The organism is Phycisphaerales bacterium AB-hyl4 (genome assembly GCA_041821185.1).
Lineage (GTDB): Bacteria > Planctomycetota > Phycisphaerae > Phycisphaerales > Phycisphaeraceae > Natronomicrosphaera > Natronomicrosphaera hydrolytica.
The window spans coordinates 1-17,358 of sequence record JBGUBD010000014.1 but is presented as its reverse complement, the minus strand read 5'-3'; the positions used below and the strand labels follow the sequence as shown (position 1 = coordinate 17,358).

Genomic DNA, 17,358 nt, shown 5'->3' with positions numbered 1-17,358 from the left:
GTGCATACTGGATGTGTCATCTTCACAATCGCCAGCCTCCTTGGATTCATCACAAGTTGGTGGTGGCCGATCATGTTCGACATGCCTGCAGGCACATCAGCCACAAGCCGAACTACCGTTGGTGCCCAATCGCTTCGCGGACACATCACGTTCTCAATCGTCACTGAGTGGCCGCCGCCAGAACCGCACGACAAGCAAGCACCTCTTCTTTCAGAGGAAGAGTTATGGGGCGAACTGGACGCCAAAATCCAAAGCGGTGAAGTAACCGTCAGCGTGCTGGAAGCACCGCCACGTTGGTACTGGCTCGCCTTCGACTACGACGTGGTAGAGCTCCCCGTTGCCTCCGGCAGCACTACATTGCAATGGATCGCCATCCCTTACTGGTTCCTTGTGTTGCTATTTGGCTTGTGGCCTGCAATCCGGCTCACCTCCCATGCAGGGATAATCAGACCGCTGCGTCAATCCAAGACCGAGGCGTCTGAGCAAGTTTCACGCTAAGGTTAGAATGTGCACATGCTCGCCCAGGTGCATTGCTTCGTCCTCCAGGGAATCGACCCGCTTCCGTGTGAAGTCGAGGCCGATGTCGCGGAGGTGAGCATGGTCAAGACGACCGTCGTTGATAGTCAAAGTTCCAGTTCCGTCAAGGTCAGCAAAAAGCACGGCTTCACTCGCCGCGCCTCAAGGGGGCCAAGACATGGGAAACGCCGCTTGGGTATGTTTCGACTGTCGTGAGGCGGTTCGGCGCCCAACACACTACAACCAGGAAGTTCCATGCCCGTCCTGCGGTCGAATGTGCCGCTACCTGGGATATAAGATCCCCGTTCCACCAAAACGAGACGTTTATGCATGGCAGGACTTGCGTGAACAGTTGAACAACGAAGCTGCACAGCGAGGTAAAGAACACCACCTGGCACGTGTTCGCCGTCGGCATGCGATTGAGCAGGCTATCACCAAACTCAAAGCACGTCCCTCAAATCCGGGACGGGCGAAACAGATACGACTGCTAGAGAAGGAACTCCGAGAGTTGTAAGGTCGATTAACCGTCACAGTCTCCGAGGAGTATACTCCCCCCATGCTCGCCCAGGTGCACAGCTTCGTCCTGCAAGGAATCGACCCGCTTCCGTGTGAAGTCGAGGTCGATGTGGCTGAGGTTGGCTTAATCAAGACGAGCATCGTGGGGTCATAAGACCCAATTGCGCCAGTTTTGCACTTCTCGATGATGAATGAGGTCTGGCCAACCACATCAACGTTAGGACCGCCGCATGATCAAACCGAAGAAGCTCCGCCATGGTGACAGGATCGCTGCGATATCATTGTCATGGGGAGGGCCAGGCAAGTTTCCACATCGCTACGAAGCAGGGAAGCGGCAACTGCAAGAAGCGTTCGATGTTGAGGTTGTCGAGACGCGGCACGCTCTGCGCGATCCTGATTGGTTGCACCGGAACCCGAAAGCACGGGCCGACGACCTGATGGAAGCATTTGCCAACCCCGCCATCAACGGCATCGTCTCGACCATCGGAGGCGATGATTCTATTCGTCTGTTGCCCCATGTCGACCCTGAGGTGATCCGGAGCAATCCGAAAGTGTTGATGGGATACTCCGATACCACGATCACGCACTGGATGTGCTTTCACGCCGGGCTGGTAACGTTTTACGGACCGTCCGTGATGGCTGGCTTCGCCGAGAACGGCGGCATCTTCCCCTACACGCGGGCGGCCGTTCACCAGGCATTGTTTTCCGCACAACCGCTCGGGCCTGTGGCACCCAATGACGACGGTTGGACGGTGGAGCGACTGGACTGGGCTGTGCCTGAAAACCAGCATCGACCACGCGAGCTGAATCCTTCCGAGCCATGGCAATTTCTGCAAGGACAAGGCGTCGTGGAAGGTCGGCTGGTCGGCGGCTGCCTGGAGGTGGTCGAGTGCATGCGCGGCACGCCCTTTTGGTTGCCTGACGCTGTCTGGGATGACGCCATACTTTTTCTGGAAACCTCTCAAGATGCGCCGCCGCCAAGCACGATGAAGAGCGCGCTGCGCAGTTACGCATCTATGGGATTTCTCTCAAAATTGGCTGGCATCCTCGTGGGCCGTCCCGGCGGAGGCGTGCCCCCACAACAGTTCGAGCAGTATGAACAGGCGATTCTGCAGGTTGTCGCTGAGGAAGAAGGCCTGACGCATCTACCGATCCTAACCCGCATGGATTTCGGCCATACGGATCCGATGTTCGTTCTGCCCTACGGTGTTCTCGCCCAGATTGACTGCGCGCAGCGAACGTTCTCCATTCTGGAGAACGCAGTTGTTGAATAGGCCGCTCGTCAGGTTCGACCATCGATGCCACGACTGTTCTCCAGCGCGTTACTCCTGCTCGGCGGAAGCCACAGCTTCGTCCTCCAAGGCATCGACCCGCTTCCGTGTGAAGTCGAGGTCGATGTGACTGAGCGGGGTCTTATCAAAACAACGGTCGTTGGTAGCAAAAGGCCCAATTCCGCCGGATGCTCTTACTAACAGGCGGGGAGGCGAAGCCCACATGAAGGTCGAGTATCTGAAAGACGGCTCGCCAGACTGTCCGCTGGTACGCCTCTACAACTTTACGGCTGCCGAAGCACAACAGCTCCAAGCAGCGTGTAACCAGTTAGCCAGCGGTCAGGTTGCTTGCTTCATTCTGCATGCGCAAGCTTGGGTGGAATCCATCGGCGATTTTCGTTTGGCACTGGCTACGGGGCCGCGTGACGAAGGGTTCGTGGCGGAGCCACAGCCAAACGTTTTCAAATGGATTTTGCGCCGCCAGAGTTGGGATAACATCCACGGTCTGATCGAACCGTTCACCGTTGAGTCGCAAGGATTCCAGTGGCTCGATGAAACCGGAGACACTTCCTTGTTGCTCTCTCGGGATGGCCGCTGGTAGTCGCTGTTGTGGTGGTAAGTTCGACCATCCTCCCGCTATACTCGACCCATGCTCGCCCAGGTGCATAGCTTTGTCCTCCAAGGTATCGACCCGCTCCCATGCGAGGTGGCATCGTAAAGGCGGAAATCCCTTCGATAAAATGATGCGACATGGGATTGAGGGATCATTTTGAAGCAACACACCATTCGGAGTTACGGATTCCGCTTGTTGGTTACGGCGTGGTGCGTCGGAGCAATCGTCATGGTATTACCGGCTTATCACGGTGAAGTGATTTCACCAGGCGCGGTGATGACGATCGTCGGACTCCAGATCGCCTTGTTTGGCTTCATCTTCGGGTTCATGCAGCCAGAATTGCTACTGATGGCAACCATCCCAATCACACTGTTCGCTCTCTCCCCGTTGATGCTGCTACGGCGTCTGAATAAACAGTATGTGTTACCAGCGCTTTGGGGTGGACTGCTGATTTTCAGTGCCGCTTCGCCGATCATCGCGGCCTTCGAGCCGATGTACGGCGTCAACGAACGGCTTTTCGGTTTCTATCTCTTACCCCTACCGCTTGTAATAGCGGGTTTAGCGCTTTGTCTGCTGAGTTACGCGGGAAAGCTCAATAGACGGGAAGCCTATCTTCGCAGCGTCGGTCGATGCGCGAATTGCGCTTATAACTTGCAAGGAAACCCCGATGCCCCATGTCCCGAGTGCGGTCACACCAGTCAAGCAGACGACGCTTGAATGCCCCGCTTGAGTACAATTGACCCATGCTCGCCCAAGCCCACAGTGTCGTCCTCCATGGCATAGACCCGGTTCCTTGTGAAGTCGAGATCGAGGTCGCTGAGGTCGGCATGTTCATAACAACGGTCGTGGGTAGTAAAAGACCCATCTGCGCCAAGCCGTCGCCAACACCATCGCCCGACGTGATCAAGGGTATAAACGCCTTTGATCTGTTTGATCCGGGGGGCCAAGCAACTTCAACAACTTGTGCTGGGTTATGGGCAGCGGGATTCGTTTACCTGCACCTGTCAGCAAAAGAAGTGTCTTCCCCTCCGGGAGCGAATGGCCCGAAAGTACAAACCTGGATGCTTGAAACCCTGCTGACTGCAAACTTTCTCCCTCGAATGTAAAGCTCATCCTGTAAAAAGGATCCTCTCGAAACGGGGTCTCGAACAACAGAGTGCGACTGTCGTTTGAAGACTCTGTTGCCCCATAACTCCGCAGTTGATCTTGCGACAGGGTTTTCAGCGGCAGTTCCAACTCGCCGATAATGATGTGGTCCTGCTGAGCATGAGCAGGCGGCCCCCACCGCAGCGATGTGAAGACAATTCCCCCATTGGATTCACGTCCGATGAAATCAAGGTGTCCGTAGGAATATGTATGCTGGTAGGTTGTTCCATTCTCCGCACAGCCAAGAAAGAGCAGAAGACTCATAGCCGTAATCACTGGGATCACTGTTGAATAGTTTGACATCGTCGTTGTAAGCTCGATGCGTAGAAACGCATTCATTCTGAAATCCCATACACGTGCTGCCTGACCTAATGCGGCAGGTTCCACCTTAATCCTAACCGCCCATCTTGCCAGGAACACGAATATACCCACCCATGCTCGCCCAAGCACAGTTTTGTCCTGCAAGGCATCGACCCGCTTCCGTGTGAAGTCGAGGTCGATGTGGCTGAGGTGGACATGGTCAAAACAACGGTCGTTGATCGTCCAGACGACACCGTCGAAGCGAACCTGCCTTGTTTGAAGCGGCCGGCTGGGCCATTGTTACTGACGAACACGATCGCCCGGACGCGCTGTCGTTCGTACAGGCCAAGCGAGACAATGAGACGTTGACTGTACTCACCCCCCACCGTGCCCGCTTCCCGCAAGGGACGCCCCGGTACACACCAGCAACTGGTGTTTTATTACCAGCAGCGCTTCAGTCCGGCCGACGTGGAAGCAGCGGTCGACACGTTGCTGACGGACAACGCCTCGATCTCCACACTGCTGATGTTCAGTCGGCACATGACGGGAGTGCAGCGCGAGCGCTTCTTTCAGATGGTGGACGACAGCAGATGTCCTGTATCGCCTCGCCGTGTAGCCGGCGCATGAACAACCGAATAGCTTCAGTGAATGTCGGCGGACGAGTTGGTCCCGGAAGTGAGGGCATATTGGCGAAGTGTATCAGCGGAAGAAGCGGCAATCATTACACGCGTCAAAGAGGTCTGGCATACATCACGATTCAGTGCTTGCCTGCCGCTTGAGTAAGGGGCCCTGGCTCATTCCTACTGGGCAACACATCACCCCAATCTCGACTGCGTCAGGGCCTGACGCTTGCCGTAAGTCAGCGATCGCCACAGCCACTCCATCGGGCCGAAGCGGTATCGCTTGACCCACCAGAGCGAAAGGGCGATCTGAATCAGCCAGACCAGCCCCACCACGGCAAGTTGGCCCACGCGCGACACATCACCGAACAGGCCCAGCCCGTGGCCATAGAAGATGAACGTGCAGACCAGTGATTGAAACAGGTAGTTGCTCAATGCCGTCTGCCCCACGGCGGAAAGCCCGCGGCGCACAGGTGGAAGCCATTGGTAACGAACAACCAGTACGGTTATGGCAATCCAGCCGCCGGCAACCAGTAAGCTGCCCCAGTAGTTGAACTGCATGCCGACGAACGACCATGTCAGGTCCCAGTCACGGCCGAGGTTGTACAGCACGCCTGCGCCGATGATCGGCAGGCCCTTGCCCACGGCCAGTCCGATCGCCAAGCCGTACGTCCACCCCGCGGCCCGCCCAGTCAGCCAGCCACATTTGTATAACGCCATACCAACAAACATCAGGCCCGTGAGCGACCAGAAGCTATGGAAAGCGAGCATGAAGGTCTGCAGGTACAAGGCCATCATCACCCGGTGCGGCAACTGCGTCACCCAGCCGGCCTGGTAGATGGCATACTCCTGGTGCACTTCTTCGATTGCACCTTCCCCCCACTCGTATGCCATGCCTGCCGTCACGTCGTCGGGCCAGTATGGCATCGTCAGCCCAAACCCGCCCCAGCACGTCGCTGGCAGGGCAATCGACAGGATGCCCAGCGCAACCAATACCGCTGTCGGCAATCGCCAGGCAAGGAAGGCCACATGCTCTTGCCTGCCCCCTGCACGCCGAGCATAAGCACACCGCGAGCCGGGCTGATGCCGAACTGCTTCGCCTTCTCGTCATGCGCCCCCTGCCGCTGCTTGAGCCACCGCTTGAGCCGACGCAGGCCGCCGACTTCGTCGAGGCTCATCGGCGACTCGACATACTCCAGCAGCCCGCTGCCGCCGATGGTGCGCCGCTTGGCGGCGAGCACGTGGTTGATGTCGTTGGCGGTGAACTGCCGATCTTCGGTCACCGCATCGCGGATCACCTGCTCGGCCTGCCGACAGGTCAGACCACGCAGGTTCTTGACCATCGTCCGCAGTTCGCCACGGGTGATGTCGATTTTCACCGGCCGCTGGCGGTGCAGTTCACGCAATGTGGAGCGCACCACTTCCTCCAGTTCGGTGACGCCGGGCAATGCCAACTCGAACGGTGTGGCGTGGGCCGACACCACCGCCGGCCACTCGCTCGTGTGTCTTCTGTTGCAGGTGGTACAGCGCGGCCGCGGGGTGTTCCGTGTCGCGAACGTGATCCTGATTGTTTCCGAGCAGGCCGTGATGCACACCGCGTACATGGCTCCACACCCACGGGTCGAGCCCGCGGTCGATGCCGACCTGACGGACGAGCGTCATCGCCTCATCTTTCTCGAACGTGGAGATCGCGATGCACGGATGATTCGCCTGGATGAGCTGGTCGAGACGCTTGTGGTCCGACAGGCTGGCATGATCTGACACATGAACCCCCCTTTGTGATGATCGTGACCCGGCCGCAAATACGCTCGTCAGTCTACCGGCACGGGCTCGAAACCGCACCGCTCCAGTTTGACGTGGCAACTGAATGTTTCGCCGCTGCCTCGGCTCGTACAGTTCCTATGATGAATGGTCATGTGCGGACGTTACACCCTTCACACTTCGCCCCAGCGGATTGCCGAGTTGTTTGAGGCGCAGTTGACCGTGGGCCTGGCGGACGTTGTGCCGCGGTACAACATCGCGCCTACGTTGACCTGCACGTAGGTGAAATCCTGTTGGGGCTGGTAGCCGGCCAGGCGGTATGCTTCGACCAGGCTTCCGAACCGGCTGCGGTAGCACGCCGCCGACGGGTTGGCCGTCCATCTCATCAATCAGATAGCCCGACACCTTAGTGTACTTCTGCACCAGCTGTCGTAGCAGATCAATCATCTTCTCGTCGGTGAAGCGCCGGTTGCGTTTCTGAATGATGCCTTGCACCGTGTAGAACAGTGCCGGATCTCAACGCTCATGCTCGACGGTCTGTCACTTGACGGTCTCAACAAAATCGCCGCCCCGGCAGTGCTTGAGATGATTCAACGCATGCACCTGGCCGGTCAGTTCCAAATCACCGGCGTAGATCGGGTCATGCCAGCCTTCGATATCAATGAAGCCACGATAGCCGTGCTGCCGAAGGATGGAGATGACGTCGGTCCAGTTCGTGTCGCCGAAGCCAGGATGTCGGCTAATCACAGGGGGCAGACCGGCATGGGTGCCGTGCGTCCGCAGGCGGTTCCAGTCGATTGATGCGTCCTTGCCATGGACGTGATAGATCTTGTGGATCCATTGGCGTAGCTGCGAGATTGGATCGATGAGTTGGATCATCTGGTGCGCCGGCTCCCACTCCAGGCCCAAATGATCTGAATTGATCTCGTTGAACATCATTTCCCATGCCCGAGGGCAGAAGCCGATGTTCCAGTTCGCGGCGTGCCAAGTCCCGCCCATCGGGCAGTTTTCGATCACGAGCCGAACACCACGATCCTCGGCCCGCTTGACCAGTGGACGCCAGACCTTCGCCCACGGCTTGATCGCCTCTTCCACCGGCTGACCGTCCAGTGCCCCGGCAAAGCTGGCGACGATTGAGCAGCCGGCCGTTTCGCAGGCATCAATCGCCTGCTTGAGTTGCTTGACGTGTTCCTTGTCTTGCAGCGGGTTGCCGAAGATACCGAAGGAGCTGATCACTGCCGACGACTCAGCCTCGTCGATAATACTTCGCACCTGCCGCGCCAGTTTCTTGAGGTCCATGCCTTCAGGCTTGCGCTTGTGGAAGTTGAGTTGGAAGCTCTCGAAGCCGTGCGACAGGATCTCGCCGATGTAAGCTGCGGTCCGTTCGCCCCGCCCGGCCAACGTACCGATGCGGATGTCCTGATGATGTGTACGTGCGTGTATTGGAGACATTTAATCGTTCTTGTTTCGGGGAAAGCAGCTGAATGCCTTACACTTGAAGCATTACGCCACACCGTCAGCGTGCAGACCAAAGCCTTGCATAGGCGGCAGCCACCTTACAATATTGCATCATCCGGACGCTCAAGCGGGATCGATTGCGGGAGTCGCTCAATCCCGGGGCGGTGGATGCCCATTCAGCACCCATTGTTTCTCAGCGTGTTCAGCAGGGCAATCGCCTCGGTGGCGGCAATGTGGAACGACTCGGATTGCGGCATGTCGGCGAACACCCGGGCGCCGGCTCCGTGCGAGAAGGCAGCCTCGGAGTTGCTCATGTGCGGTTCGATCGTGCAGGGGCCACACCAACCTGAATTGGCCGCATCTTCAAGTATCGCACGAGCATGGGTCTCACCTTGCCCCATCGGGACATGCGCTCCGTCCTTTCGCCGGTCCTTGAGGTGGAAGCCGTCGGTGATGTCCTTGCACTTGCGCCATATTTCCCATCCTGCTTCCCCTGTGTGGAGGTAATTGGCGAAGTCGTAGATCAGCTTGAATCGATCGCATCGCAGTTCGGCGATGACTCGAACGTTGTCGGATCTGTCGCCGAAAATGCCACCTTCGTTTTCATGGTAGAGCACGAGGTCGAGTTCGTCGGCGAGGTCAATCAGTTGCTTCAGGTGGTCGATCGATCGTTGCTGCCATTCATCATGGCCGAGCCCGGTTCTGTTGTAGTAGCTGAAGATACGAAAAGTGTTGCAACCAAAAACATCGCGCATTTTGGCAATATGCCGAAGCTTCGCCAAGTCGATCTCCATATCGTCCGTGACATCGATTTTGCCGATCGGCGAGCCGAGCATATGCACGGTAATGTCCGCGTCGTCCAACTTCTGCTTCGCCTGTTTGGCAAGGTCTTGGGACAAATCGGTGATGAGATGTCCGTCGAGTCGACGAAGGTCGATAAAAGTTATGCCCGCCCGCTGAAGGGCGCTTACTTGCTCATCCAGGGGATTACCCGCTTCGTCAGCAAAGGCACTGATCGTCCACGCCATCGCGCGCTCCTTGTTTGCCCAGGCATGCCAGCGTCGGCCGTTATCGCCCCAAGGTATTTCCCATGAGTTCTCGATTGGGAATCAATGTTCCCGGCGTTCGGCAGACCTCCAACCCCCGCTGTCGCAGTTCCGCGAGCAAACGGTGATTCGGCCAACGCTCTTTCATCAGCACGAGATAGTCGTAGTCATCAACACCGTCGCGTAATCGCGCCAGGCGAATAGACGGAAGTACCTCGTCAGGTCCCGCATAGACAATTGCCGCGCTGCCGTTGGTCGAGGTCGGATAGACCCATGTATCAGGATCGACCACCCGTTCGGTCCGGGTCAGCGCCCATTGTCCGCCGCCATAATTCAAGTAGCCTTGAAGGCCGCGAATCCAGCTTTGCCAGGCTACCAGACGTGCTTCGATCGGCCTGTTGTCGGCTGCCGCACCAGGGAAATCGGCGTCCACGTTGTACTCCCACATCATCTTTGCGGGGCGTATGCTATCTCGCGGCAGCGTCGCCTCCCGGGGGAGGCCTTCACCAAGGAATTCAACCTGACGAAGACCGGCCGTCAACGGCTCCGGCGGCGGCACATACTGGTGCGCCGTCGAAACAAACGCCCGGTCGCCTCGTGTCCACGTAATTCGCATTGCCTTCCATGTATTCCGATCAAATGCGTATTCGTGTGAATCACCGCGCACACGCAAATTGATTGGCTCGAACGTCTCACCGTCCTGCGACCCTTCCAGGTACCACTGCACGTCTTGATCTGGACTGCCATACGGCGTGAGCGCCATGCCGTCTAACTCGACCGGCTCCTCAAACTGGAACTCAAGCCATTGAGGTTCGTCAGACGTTGGAGCAGTCGCAGGAATCCATTTCGTATAGTGACTACCGTCGTAGGCGTCGTTCGGATCATACTTGTAGAAACTGGCGTTCGACCAACCGCCCGTCGAACTTGCGGTGACATCCGCGGGGAAATTTTTCTCCCCACGCAAAGACACACCGGTCCGTACCATCTCGTAGGCCTCCTTATTATGGAAGCCCGTATGCGGCGCGTAGATATCGAACCAACCCTGCGTGATCGGATGCAGCCCCAACACACTGAGCAAGGCGATGCGCGGCTCGACACGCCGCATCCGTTCGACATACGGCTGGAATTCGGTGAACCAGGCCTGCTGATTCATCTCTTCGTCGCGAATTTGAATGTAAGCCCGGTCGAGCAGATCCCGCTCTTCAAGCCAGTCCGCAAGTGGCACGAGGTAGGCAGCCACCATGTCGTCGGCCGACAACGACGCAGCGACCTCAGAACTCACCGGCTCCCCGGTCTCACGGTCCAGTACGCGGCGCGTATTTTGGATGGCCGCGTCCCCGTGAACCCCTTGCACCCCGGGCCCCACGTTTAACGTACGAAACCCGCTTTCGACGGCGAGTTCAAGCCGTCGCCGCATAGCGTCCCAATCGCAGGTGATCGAACCGTCTGCTTCATAATAGAATTTCACATCCCCGGGCTGAGCCACGGATGTCGAAACGCGATAGGAACCGAACATCCGAATCATTTCATCCAGGATGTCGCCCTCCGATTCCACGTCGTATGTGCCCGAAAAATGGCTCCAGTAGCTTGTATGAAACTGCGGGGCTTCCGGCAGCGTGAAGTTGAATACACGCACGACGATCGGCACCTGTTCCTCACCCCCATCGTCATGGTGAAGCGTCAGTGCCCCGCGATACATGCCCGCCGATGCGTCCTCTGGCACGCTGACCGTAACCCAAAGCGATCTCGCTTGGCCCGGCGGGCAGGTGAACGGCCGAAATCGCATCAGTGGGTCGGGATACAACCCGCGCCGCCCGATACTTCGCCACGAGGGATTTTGAATATCTACATATCCCACCAGGCGCACTTCAAGATGCTCGCTTGAGAGAACTCTCTGCCCCCCCCGCAGATCGCTGACGGTTACATCATTGATACTCAGTGGTTCATCACCAGCGATCAGCACGACCTGCCCACTCTCGGACTCATTGCGAGCAGCACTAAGGGTGAGTTCCGGCGCGAGATCAGCCGCCGCTGGCGGCTTGTCGGGAAAGACGTCGACCAGCGAAGAAACCGTTCCGATCGCCCGTTCATTGCTGCGATCAGAAAAAGGGCGATGCAGCCATTCATAATCATCCGCAAACGCGGCGGTCGGCGTCACCAGCAACGCGAGGGCAAACAACCAACGCAATCCGGTTGCAGAACTGCGACTGCCGTCCCAGCCAGAACGGCCCATGCTTCGCTCATCCATACCATTACCTTATTACTAGCTGCGTGTGATAACCGGCTTCATACCAACCCGCCCCGGGGCGGAGATATAAGTTGCGTTCGCCAGGATGCCGAGGTGACAAGGCGACATTCGTACCGAACCGTCTCTCCGCGCCGCCCGTTCATTGTGGCTGTGTCCACGTAAAACTGCCCCACCGACCTTCCTCGACCGTTTCAACATGGCCGTCGAGGAAGCCGAGACTTGCCCCGTTGTTCACATGCCGAGGGAGGATCATTCCCGGGTCTACGGGGGTGTTCCATCTTTCATTAATAAACACTCCACCACTGATCCACCCTGTACTGGTGGACGGCGGACGCTTGTCAGCCGTCATTACAAACCTGGAAGGCTGTCGAATCTGTCCAGTGCGATGTGGCATATAATACGGTGGCGCGTACCAGCCGCCGCCATCTCGAAACCCAAGATGAAAGTTGTAGCCAATGCTGACCTGCCTACCCAAGACAGACCCATGGTCGCTGGACGCGGAGCATTGGTGTACGTCATCACCTTGCAGATAAGGGGCTGCATCGATCAGATAGAACTGATGCGAGGCCCCGTACGACGATGGTCGGGATGGCCCGAACCAGAGCGGCAAATACTCCTGGTTGTCATCGGCATACATGGTGTAGGCTAGAATAAGCTGCCGCTGATTGGACGCACACTGAATGCTGGCGGCCGCCATCCTGGCTTGACGCAACGCCGGCAGGAGAATGGCGATAAGCAGCGCGATGATTGATATCACCACGAGCAGCTCGATTAATGTAAACCCGGGCGAGGACGAAATTCCCGGCCTCGCTCGTTTGCCCCTTCCAACCGGTACTGAGGACAGCCCCGCCCCACGGCCACCGGAGCATCGATTCACACGTCTTGCAACACCCCTCGCCGACGCCACAATACAACATCTCATCGCGAGGCTCCTTTCAAGGGACGATACGGCGGACCGCAACAACAAGTACGGACATAGGGGATCGACCGCCGCCGTTTCTCAAATTCTCAATGACGGCGACGCATCAAAGCCAGGGCACCCAAAGACAGCAGCGCGAGCGAACCCGGCTCGGGGATCATTGTGCCTTCGATCTGGAAGTTATCGAAGTAGCGAACCGGTGCTCCGCCGGTATTTCCAAGACGAATTTCAAAGGTATCCAGTTCACCGAGGCCTTGTGAGCCGATGAAACTTCCAACTAGACTATCATTTCGAGTAACGATCACTTCGTCGTTGGACGGGTTGTATTCGAGCGTGATCAGGACACTCGTGGCATTGGTGGGCAGGTTTTGCGACCCTAGCGTAGCGGCAATCGCACGGTAATTTCCACGGGCAAAGCCCGACGAGCCGAACATCGTGGACATCTCCGTCGCCGTTACGGTGTAACCTGTTTCCGTGGCCGCATCGAATAGACTGAATTGCACGACGTGGCCGTCATGGTTTGAAGCGGCCGTTCTTGTTTCAAAACTGATCGCAAAGGACTGGCTCAGATCCAGCAGGTCGAACTGCTTCAGGTCCAGCGAGATCGTACTATTGTACGCAGTGCTCGGTTCAACTCGCAGGTAGGATCGACTGCCCCACCCAGTTGTTGCCACACTGAAACCGTCCGTATGCGCAACCCACGTCGGGTTGCTTGTGAAGTCGCCATCCTCGAAATTGTCCGTTGCAATGAAACTGGCCTGCGCCGGCAGGGCCAACGATGCCGTCATCGCCATCGCGGCAACACCCATCGTCAATCGTGAATTCAACATGACCGTCCTCCATAGAGTAGTGAGAAGATAGAACTGACAAATATGTTTTAATCCGACATTCGCGGACCTCACGTCGACTTCCGGGAAATCACTTCCCCCTCGATAACCACCTGCTTGCGCTCGGACTTGCCAAGACGGATTTCGTCATACAACAGACCGGCGGCCGCCTGCCCCAAACGAAACGTGAAATTGCCCACCGACGTCAACGGCGGATCCAGTGTCGCGGCGAACGGAAAATCGTCGTAGCCCACGACACGCACTTCGTCCGGCACCGCCACACCGCGCTGCTTCAATTCCGCCAGCGCCCCCATCGCAATGCCGTCGTTCTGGCAGACGAGTGCGTCGAATTTGACGCCCCGCTCGATCAAGGTCCGCACGCCTCGCCGACCATCGTCCGGCCCCCAATCCGAACTGCTGACAATCGCATCGGGCCCGAACGACAAGCCGCGCCGCGTCAACGCCACCTGCAGCCCCGCCAGACGCTCCTGAGCATTGAGGTGATCCATGTCGCCTGCGATCACGGCAAACTGCTGCCCGCCGCGGGCGGTCAGGTGATCCACCACCTTGCTCATCGTGCGCACATGCTCGATACGCACGTGCGAAAACTGCGTGAGATGACGATCACAATCCGCCAGCACCACCGGCACGCGCAGGCTGGCTAGCCATGAGGCGACCTTGTCATCGATCGCCCCCCGGACCACGATACCGTCCACGTTATTGCGCGCCACGGCCGCGGGAATCTTACCCTGGGCCAATTCATCCCATGTCATGCGACACAGCGAGATGCTTTCCCCGCGTTCCACCGCCTCGGCTGTGCAACCTTCGAACATCGACAGCAGGTAACCCGCCCCTACATTGCCAGCGATCAGTGTCGACGCCGGGCCGGGCCCGACAGCCATAAATCCGATCTGCCCGATATGCACCCGCCCCCGGCGCTGCTGCTCCGTCGAACGGCGATACTGAAAATTTTGCACGGCGGCCATCACCCGGCGTCGCGTTTCGTCCGAGAAACCGTCGCCGCCTCGAAGAACTTTCGAGACCGTGCCTTTGGTCACACCGGCAGCCTCAGCCACCTGCGTCATGGTTGCCCGGCGGCCGTTGGCGCTGGCCACGGGTTTCAGGTTGTCGAGCGGTTCAGGCATTTGGAAACTCTGGTTTCTTAAACCGAGTTTACCTTGCTTCCTCGCCCTGTCAAGGGTCTTGGTGGGTTTGCGAATAACAATCTATTGAATAAATATTTGCGTATGATCAGAACACACCTCGCCGAGGGGGTCGGCGATGAGAAACTGGCCGACGATCGCAGCGATCGACAAGATCCACGCAGGCGCTGCGGTGGCTGGGGGGATGGATGGGGGACGAGCGAGCTTTCGTGGGCGAACAAACGGCCTACCGGCTCTGTGTGTCAGCCTTCGCGTCCCTCGGCCTGATGGAAATGGGGGTCGGTTGGCCTGCCATCAGGTCAACCGATTGATCCGCCCAGGCAAACGTCCCGGATATTCCAGGCGGCGTGACGACTTCGCCCTGGCAATGATTGGTGTGAGGGTCGATTCGAAGCGACGCACGCACTTCGCCGGCCGGGTGGGGAATACGGCTTTCAATCCGCCTGAGGCCGGTTCCAGCTACGGGGGCAATCCGCACCTGGCTGAAGCCCGGCGCAGCGGGGCGTATCCCAGCCAACGAGGCGTGGAAGTGAAACAGCGGGTGAGCGCCCCAGGCATGGCAATCCGATCGGGTGGGCTCCGGCAACTCCACCGGCGTGCGCAGCCCCTGCTGAACGAGACGCTTCCAGAACGCGAATTGCTGCATCATCCGATCCCCTTGCCCGAATCGGTAAAGGGTCTCCAGCAGATAGAACGAAAAGTAGATTGTGGTGTGAGCAAGCCCTTCGCCATTGAGCAGGCGCGCCAGTGCTGCGTCGGCCTTGTCGCCGACGAGTGTCCTGGTGAGCAGCGCAAGGCATTGCGCGTGCTCACTGAAGTGCTGATGCCTTGCGTCATCCGCTAAGCAGCCGCTCGGCTCGTGCCAGAAGATTTCCACCACCTGCTTCGACAATTGGTCCGCGGTGTCCTGCCATCGACGGGCCAGGGCCGGCTCACCGTATGCCTCCTCCAATGCCACCGCATCACGCAGGGCATGAATCAGCAGCAGATTGTAGATCGCCGACACCCCATCCGGACCCACGGGGGGGCAGCCGTTTGTCCACTCGGGCGTCCAGTCCACGAACGACCAGCCGGGCATGCTGCCGAGCAGGCCAGATTCGTTGAGCATGGGCCTGAATTGCTCAAGCAGACAGCGGACGCCCACCAGTCGCTGCCGTACCCAGTTCGGATCGTGCCGCCACCAGGCATAGTCCTTAACCATCGATATCCAGATCAGCGAGAACGTGGCACTGATTTGAAGGGGCGTACTGGGGTAACGCTCAGCGACGAGTCCCATCTTCGAGCGAGACCAGTCGAACAACTCGATGCCACGACGCGTCAGCCTGTCGTCGGGTGAACAGATATAACCGACGAGCATCTGCAAGCGCGTGTCGCCGACGTACATCATCTGCTCGTAGTAAGGGCAGTCCATATACGTTTCGTGCATGCACATTTGAAGCCCTCGCACGGCAAGGTCCGCGACTGGCGCAAGCTCGTCATCGTTACAATGCCATGTCGCCGTCGGCTGCCAGAGGTAACGGGTTTCGAGAATGCCGACATTCTCGAGGCGCAATGGCTCGTCGCCTGTGCGAACGGTCAGGCACACATATCGCCCCGAGCGCCACCAACAGGAGCGATAGTCACGATGTTCGCCTCCGTCGTTGAGAAATGTGTCGCCGAAGCCGAAGAACGCCTTGCCCTCGATCTCGTCGCGGTGGTTCTTGTGAGGGGATCGCTGGCCCTGCTTATCAAGGCTGTAAAGCGACTCGGCCCATTCGAAGGTCAACGCGCTGCCGTTGCCGCCGCTGAGCGTCGCGTTGGCGAAGCCACAGTGATAATTTTCCAGGTCCCAGAGGATTCGGGTGACCGTGCGTGCAGGCACATTGATTGACTGGCCTTGCGTGATGAGCTGATTCCAAGCCTGAACCTGCTCATGGCACGTCGATTCGGTGTGCACGATATCGCCGTCGCCGACCCATACCGCGCGAATGCGGCCGGGGCGGATCGGGCGACGAAGCAGGTCCGGCAGTGGGCTCGGGTGCAAATGCCACTGATCGGCCACAATCCCGTAGTCGTTGGTCTTGATCGGGGTGGCGACGACGCTCGGCTGGAGGGGGGCTTTTGCCGGTTCGTGCCACGCCAAGCCGTCGATCGTCTGGGCCGCGCCGATCGCGTGGTACGCCTGCATGTCTTTGTGAACGAACGACCACCCCGCCCGCCGCTGCACCTGCCATGATCCCGTGCCGGTGTTCAGTTGTGCTTCCAATCCCTCTGCTGCGCAGATGAATCCGCCGCGGCGCGAGACCTGAGCAGTGGGCGCATCGGCACCGATCCACCAAGCGAGCACGTCAAACCGATGCGTACCGGCCGCGAGGTCGATCTCGTATGACGCGAAGCTCCAGTGATCGAGATCGCAGCGGTCCGGTCCCATGCCCACATACCGCCCGTCAAACAACAACTCGTACCGCTGGTCGGCGCTGAGATGCAGCCGAATCGTTGTGGGTTCATCGAGCGAAAACGTGTTGGTAAACTGCAACACTGCCGGTTCGTCGACCGCACAGTCAGGATGCCACACCCACGCCGCAGCCTCGATCGCGTATCGGCGATGAATATTGCTGTTACCAGTCGGCTCGATGACGGACGTTGAAAAACGTCGCATATGCTCAAGCGTCACACCGTCGCCAGATTCTCGGCTATTACTCATTTGAGTGTCTGCCCTGTGCACAGGAATTCTTCGAATCCCTACTAACGCTCGACCGGTCTATCGCGTGGGGTGAACGCCAGCACCTGCTGAATGCGGCGCACGTCAAACACGCCACTGCGTTCGTGCCCAGCCTGCTCGAAGTAGGTCAGATCAACTCCCCTCCCATACCAGTTGCGAAGAATCTCCGCCGTTGGCCGATCGGCGCACACCCACGGAGATGCTGCGTTCAGCACACGCACCCCCGGCTGTTCAGCCGCCTGCAGCGCTGCGG

General features: G+C 58.4%; 18 protein-coding genes. 7 read left to right on the top strand and 11 right to left on the bottom strand.

From position 1 onward, the window contains the following. The first annotated feature begins 72 nt into the window (after positions 1–72). The 4 genes from ACERK3_17105 to ACERK3_17090 all read left to right on the top strand — a co-directional run bounded on the left by ACERK3_17105 (position 73) and on the right by ACERK3_17090 (position 3,633). Positions 73–498 carry a hypothetical protein gene (locus tag ACERK3_17105; protein ID MFA9480000.1) on the top strand — a complete coding sequence of 142 codons (426 nt, stop codon included), beginning with the start codon at positions 73–75 and terminating at the stop codon, positions 496–498. A 764-nt stretch (positions 499–1,262) separates the two neighbouring features. Then, positions 1,263–2,306 (top strand): S66 peptidase family protein, encoded by a 1,044-nt coding sequence (locus ACERK3_17100; GenBank protein ID MFA9479999.1) that lies wholly within the window; start codon positions 1,263–1,265, stop codon positions 2,304–2,306. 220 nt (positions 2,307–2,526) lie between these two features. Then, positions 2,527–2,904, top strand: coding sequence for a hypothetical protein (locus ACERK3_17095; protein MFA9479998.1), 378 nt, complete (start codon positions 2,527–2,529; stop codon positions 2,902–2,904). Positions 2,905–3,072: 168 nt separating this feature from the next. Further along, positions 3,073–3,633: a hypothetical protein gene (locus tag ACERK3_17090; GenBank protein ID MFA9479997.1), complete on the top strand. Its 561-nt coding sequence runs from the start codon at positions 3,073–3,075 to the stop codon at positions 3,631–3,633. Positions 3,634–3,819: 186 nt separating this feature from the next. On the opposite strand, the gene ACERK3_17085 is transcribed toward ACERK3_17090, so the two are convergent. Beyond that, a complete protein-coding gene (locus ACERK3_17085; protein ID MFA9479996.1) occupies positions 3,820–4,449 on the bottom strand; it encodes a hypothetical protein in 630 nt (209 codons plus the stop codon). Positions 4,450–4,749: 300 nt separating this feature from the next. On the opposite strand from ACERK3_17085, the gene ACERK3_17080 reads away from it, so the two are divergent. After that, on the top strand, positions 4,750–4,989 hold the full coding sequence (locus ACERK3_17080) for a hypothetical protein (GenBank protein ID MFA9479995.1): 240 nt from the start codon (positions 4,750–4,752) through the stop codon (positions 4,987–4,989). A gap of 188 nt (positions 4,990–5,177) precedes the next feature. Here the strand turns inward: ACERK3_17080 and ACERK3_17075 are convergent, their stop codons facing one another. Both ACERK3_17075 and ACERK3_17070 read right to left on the bottom strand, forming a co-directional pair. After that, positions 5,178–5,909: a DUF418 domain-containing protein gene (locus ACERK3_17075; protein ID MFA9479994.1), complete on the bottom strand. Its 732-nt coding sequence runs from the start codon at positions 5,907–5,909 to the stop codon at positions 5,178–5,180. A 2-nt stretch (positions 5,910–5,911) separates the two neighbouring features. Next, positions 5,912–6,400 (bottom strand): hypothetical protein, encoded by a 489-nt coding sequence (locus tag ACERK3_17070; GenBank protein ID MFA9479993.1) that lies wholly within the window; start codon positions 6,398–6,400, stop codon positions 5,912–5,914. On the opposite strand from ACERK3_17070, the gene ACERK3_17065 reads away from it, so the two are divergent. Both ACERK3_17065 and ACERK3_17060 read left to right on the top strand, forming a co-directional pair. Further along, positions 6,390–6,743 carry a hypothetical protein gene (locus ACERK3_17065; GenBank protein MFA9479992.1) on the top strand — a complete coding sequence of 118 codons (354 nt, stop codon included), beginning with the start codon at positions 6,390–6,392 and terminating at the stop codon, positions 6,741–6,743. The genes ACERK3_17070 and ACERK3_17065 overlap by 11 nt on opposite strands. A gap of 147 nt (positions 6,744–6,890) precedes the next feature. Next, positions 6,891–7,025, top strand: a complete 135-nt coding sequence (locus tag ACERK3_17060) for an SOS response-associated peptidase family protein (protein ID MFA9479991.1) — start codon at positions 6,891–6,893, stop codon at positions 7,023–7,025. Positions 7,026–7,283: 258 nt separating this feature from the next. On the opposite strand, the gene ACERK3_17055 is transcribed toward ACERK3_17060, so the two are convergent. The 8 genes from ACERK3_17055 to ACERK3_17020 form a co-directional block, all read right to left on the bottom strand. Beyond that, positions 7,284–8,195: a sugar phosphate isomerase/epimerase family protein gene (locus ACERK3_17055; GenBank protein ID MFA9479990.1), complete on the bottom strand. Its 912-nt coding sequence runs from the start codon at positions 8,193–8,195 to the stop codon at positions 7,284–7,286. A gap of 182 nt (positions 8,196–8,377) precedes the next feature. Further along, positions 8,378–9,229, bottom strand: a complete 852-nt coding sequence (locus ACERK3_17050; GenBank protein ID MFA9479989.1) for a sugar phosphate isomerase/epimerase family protein — start codon at positions 9,227–9,229, stop codon at positions 8,378–8,380. Positions 9,230–9,269: 40 nt separating this feature from the next. Beyond that, positions 9,270–11,495 (bottom strand): discoidin domain-containing protein, encoded by a 2,226-nt coding sequence (locus ACERK3_17045; protein MFA9479988.1) that lies wholly within the window; start codon positions 11,493–11,495, stop codon positions 9,270–9,272. Positions 11,496–11,634: 139 nt separating this feature from the next. Then, a complete protein-coding gene (locus tag ACERK3_17040) occupies positions 11,635–12,255 on the bottom strand; it encodes a hypothetical protein (protein ID MFA9479987.1) in 621 nt (206 codons plus the stop codon). A gap of 248 nt (positions 12,256–12,503) precedes the next feature. Further along, complete coding sequence (locus tag ACERK3_17035) at positions 12,504–13,244, bottom strand: PEP-CTERM sorting domain-containing protein (GenBank protein MFA9479986.1); 741 nt, start codon at positions 13,242–13,244, stop codon at positions 12,504–12,506. A gap of 68 nt (positions 13,245–13,312) precedes the next feature. After that, positions 13,313–14,386 (bottom strand): LacI family DNA-binding transcriptional regulator, encoded by a 1,074-nt coding sequence (locus tag ACERK3_17030; protein MFA9479985.1) that lies wholly within the window; start codon positions 14,384–14,386, stop codon positions 13,313–13,315. Between the two features lie 244 nt (positions 14,387–14,630). Next, positions 14,631–17,087 carry an alpha-L-rhamnosidase C-terminal domain-containing protein gene (locus ACERK3_17025; protein ID MFA9479984.1) on the bottom strand — a complete coding sequence of 819 codons (2,457 nt, stop codon included), beginning with the start codon at positions 17,085–17,087 and terminating at the stop codon, positions 14,631–14,633. A 41-nt stretch (positions 17,088–17,128) separates the two neighbouring features. Continuing rightward, positions 17,129–17,358: hypothetical protein (locus tag ACERK3_17020; protein MFA9479983.1), on the bottom strand; the 230-nt coding region annotated here is incomplete at its 5' end.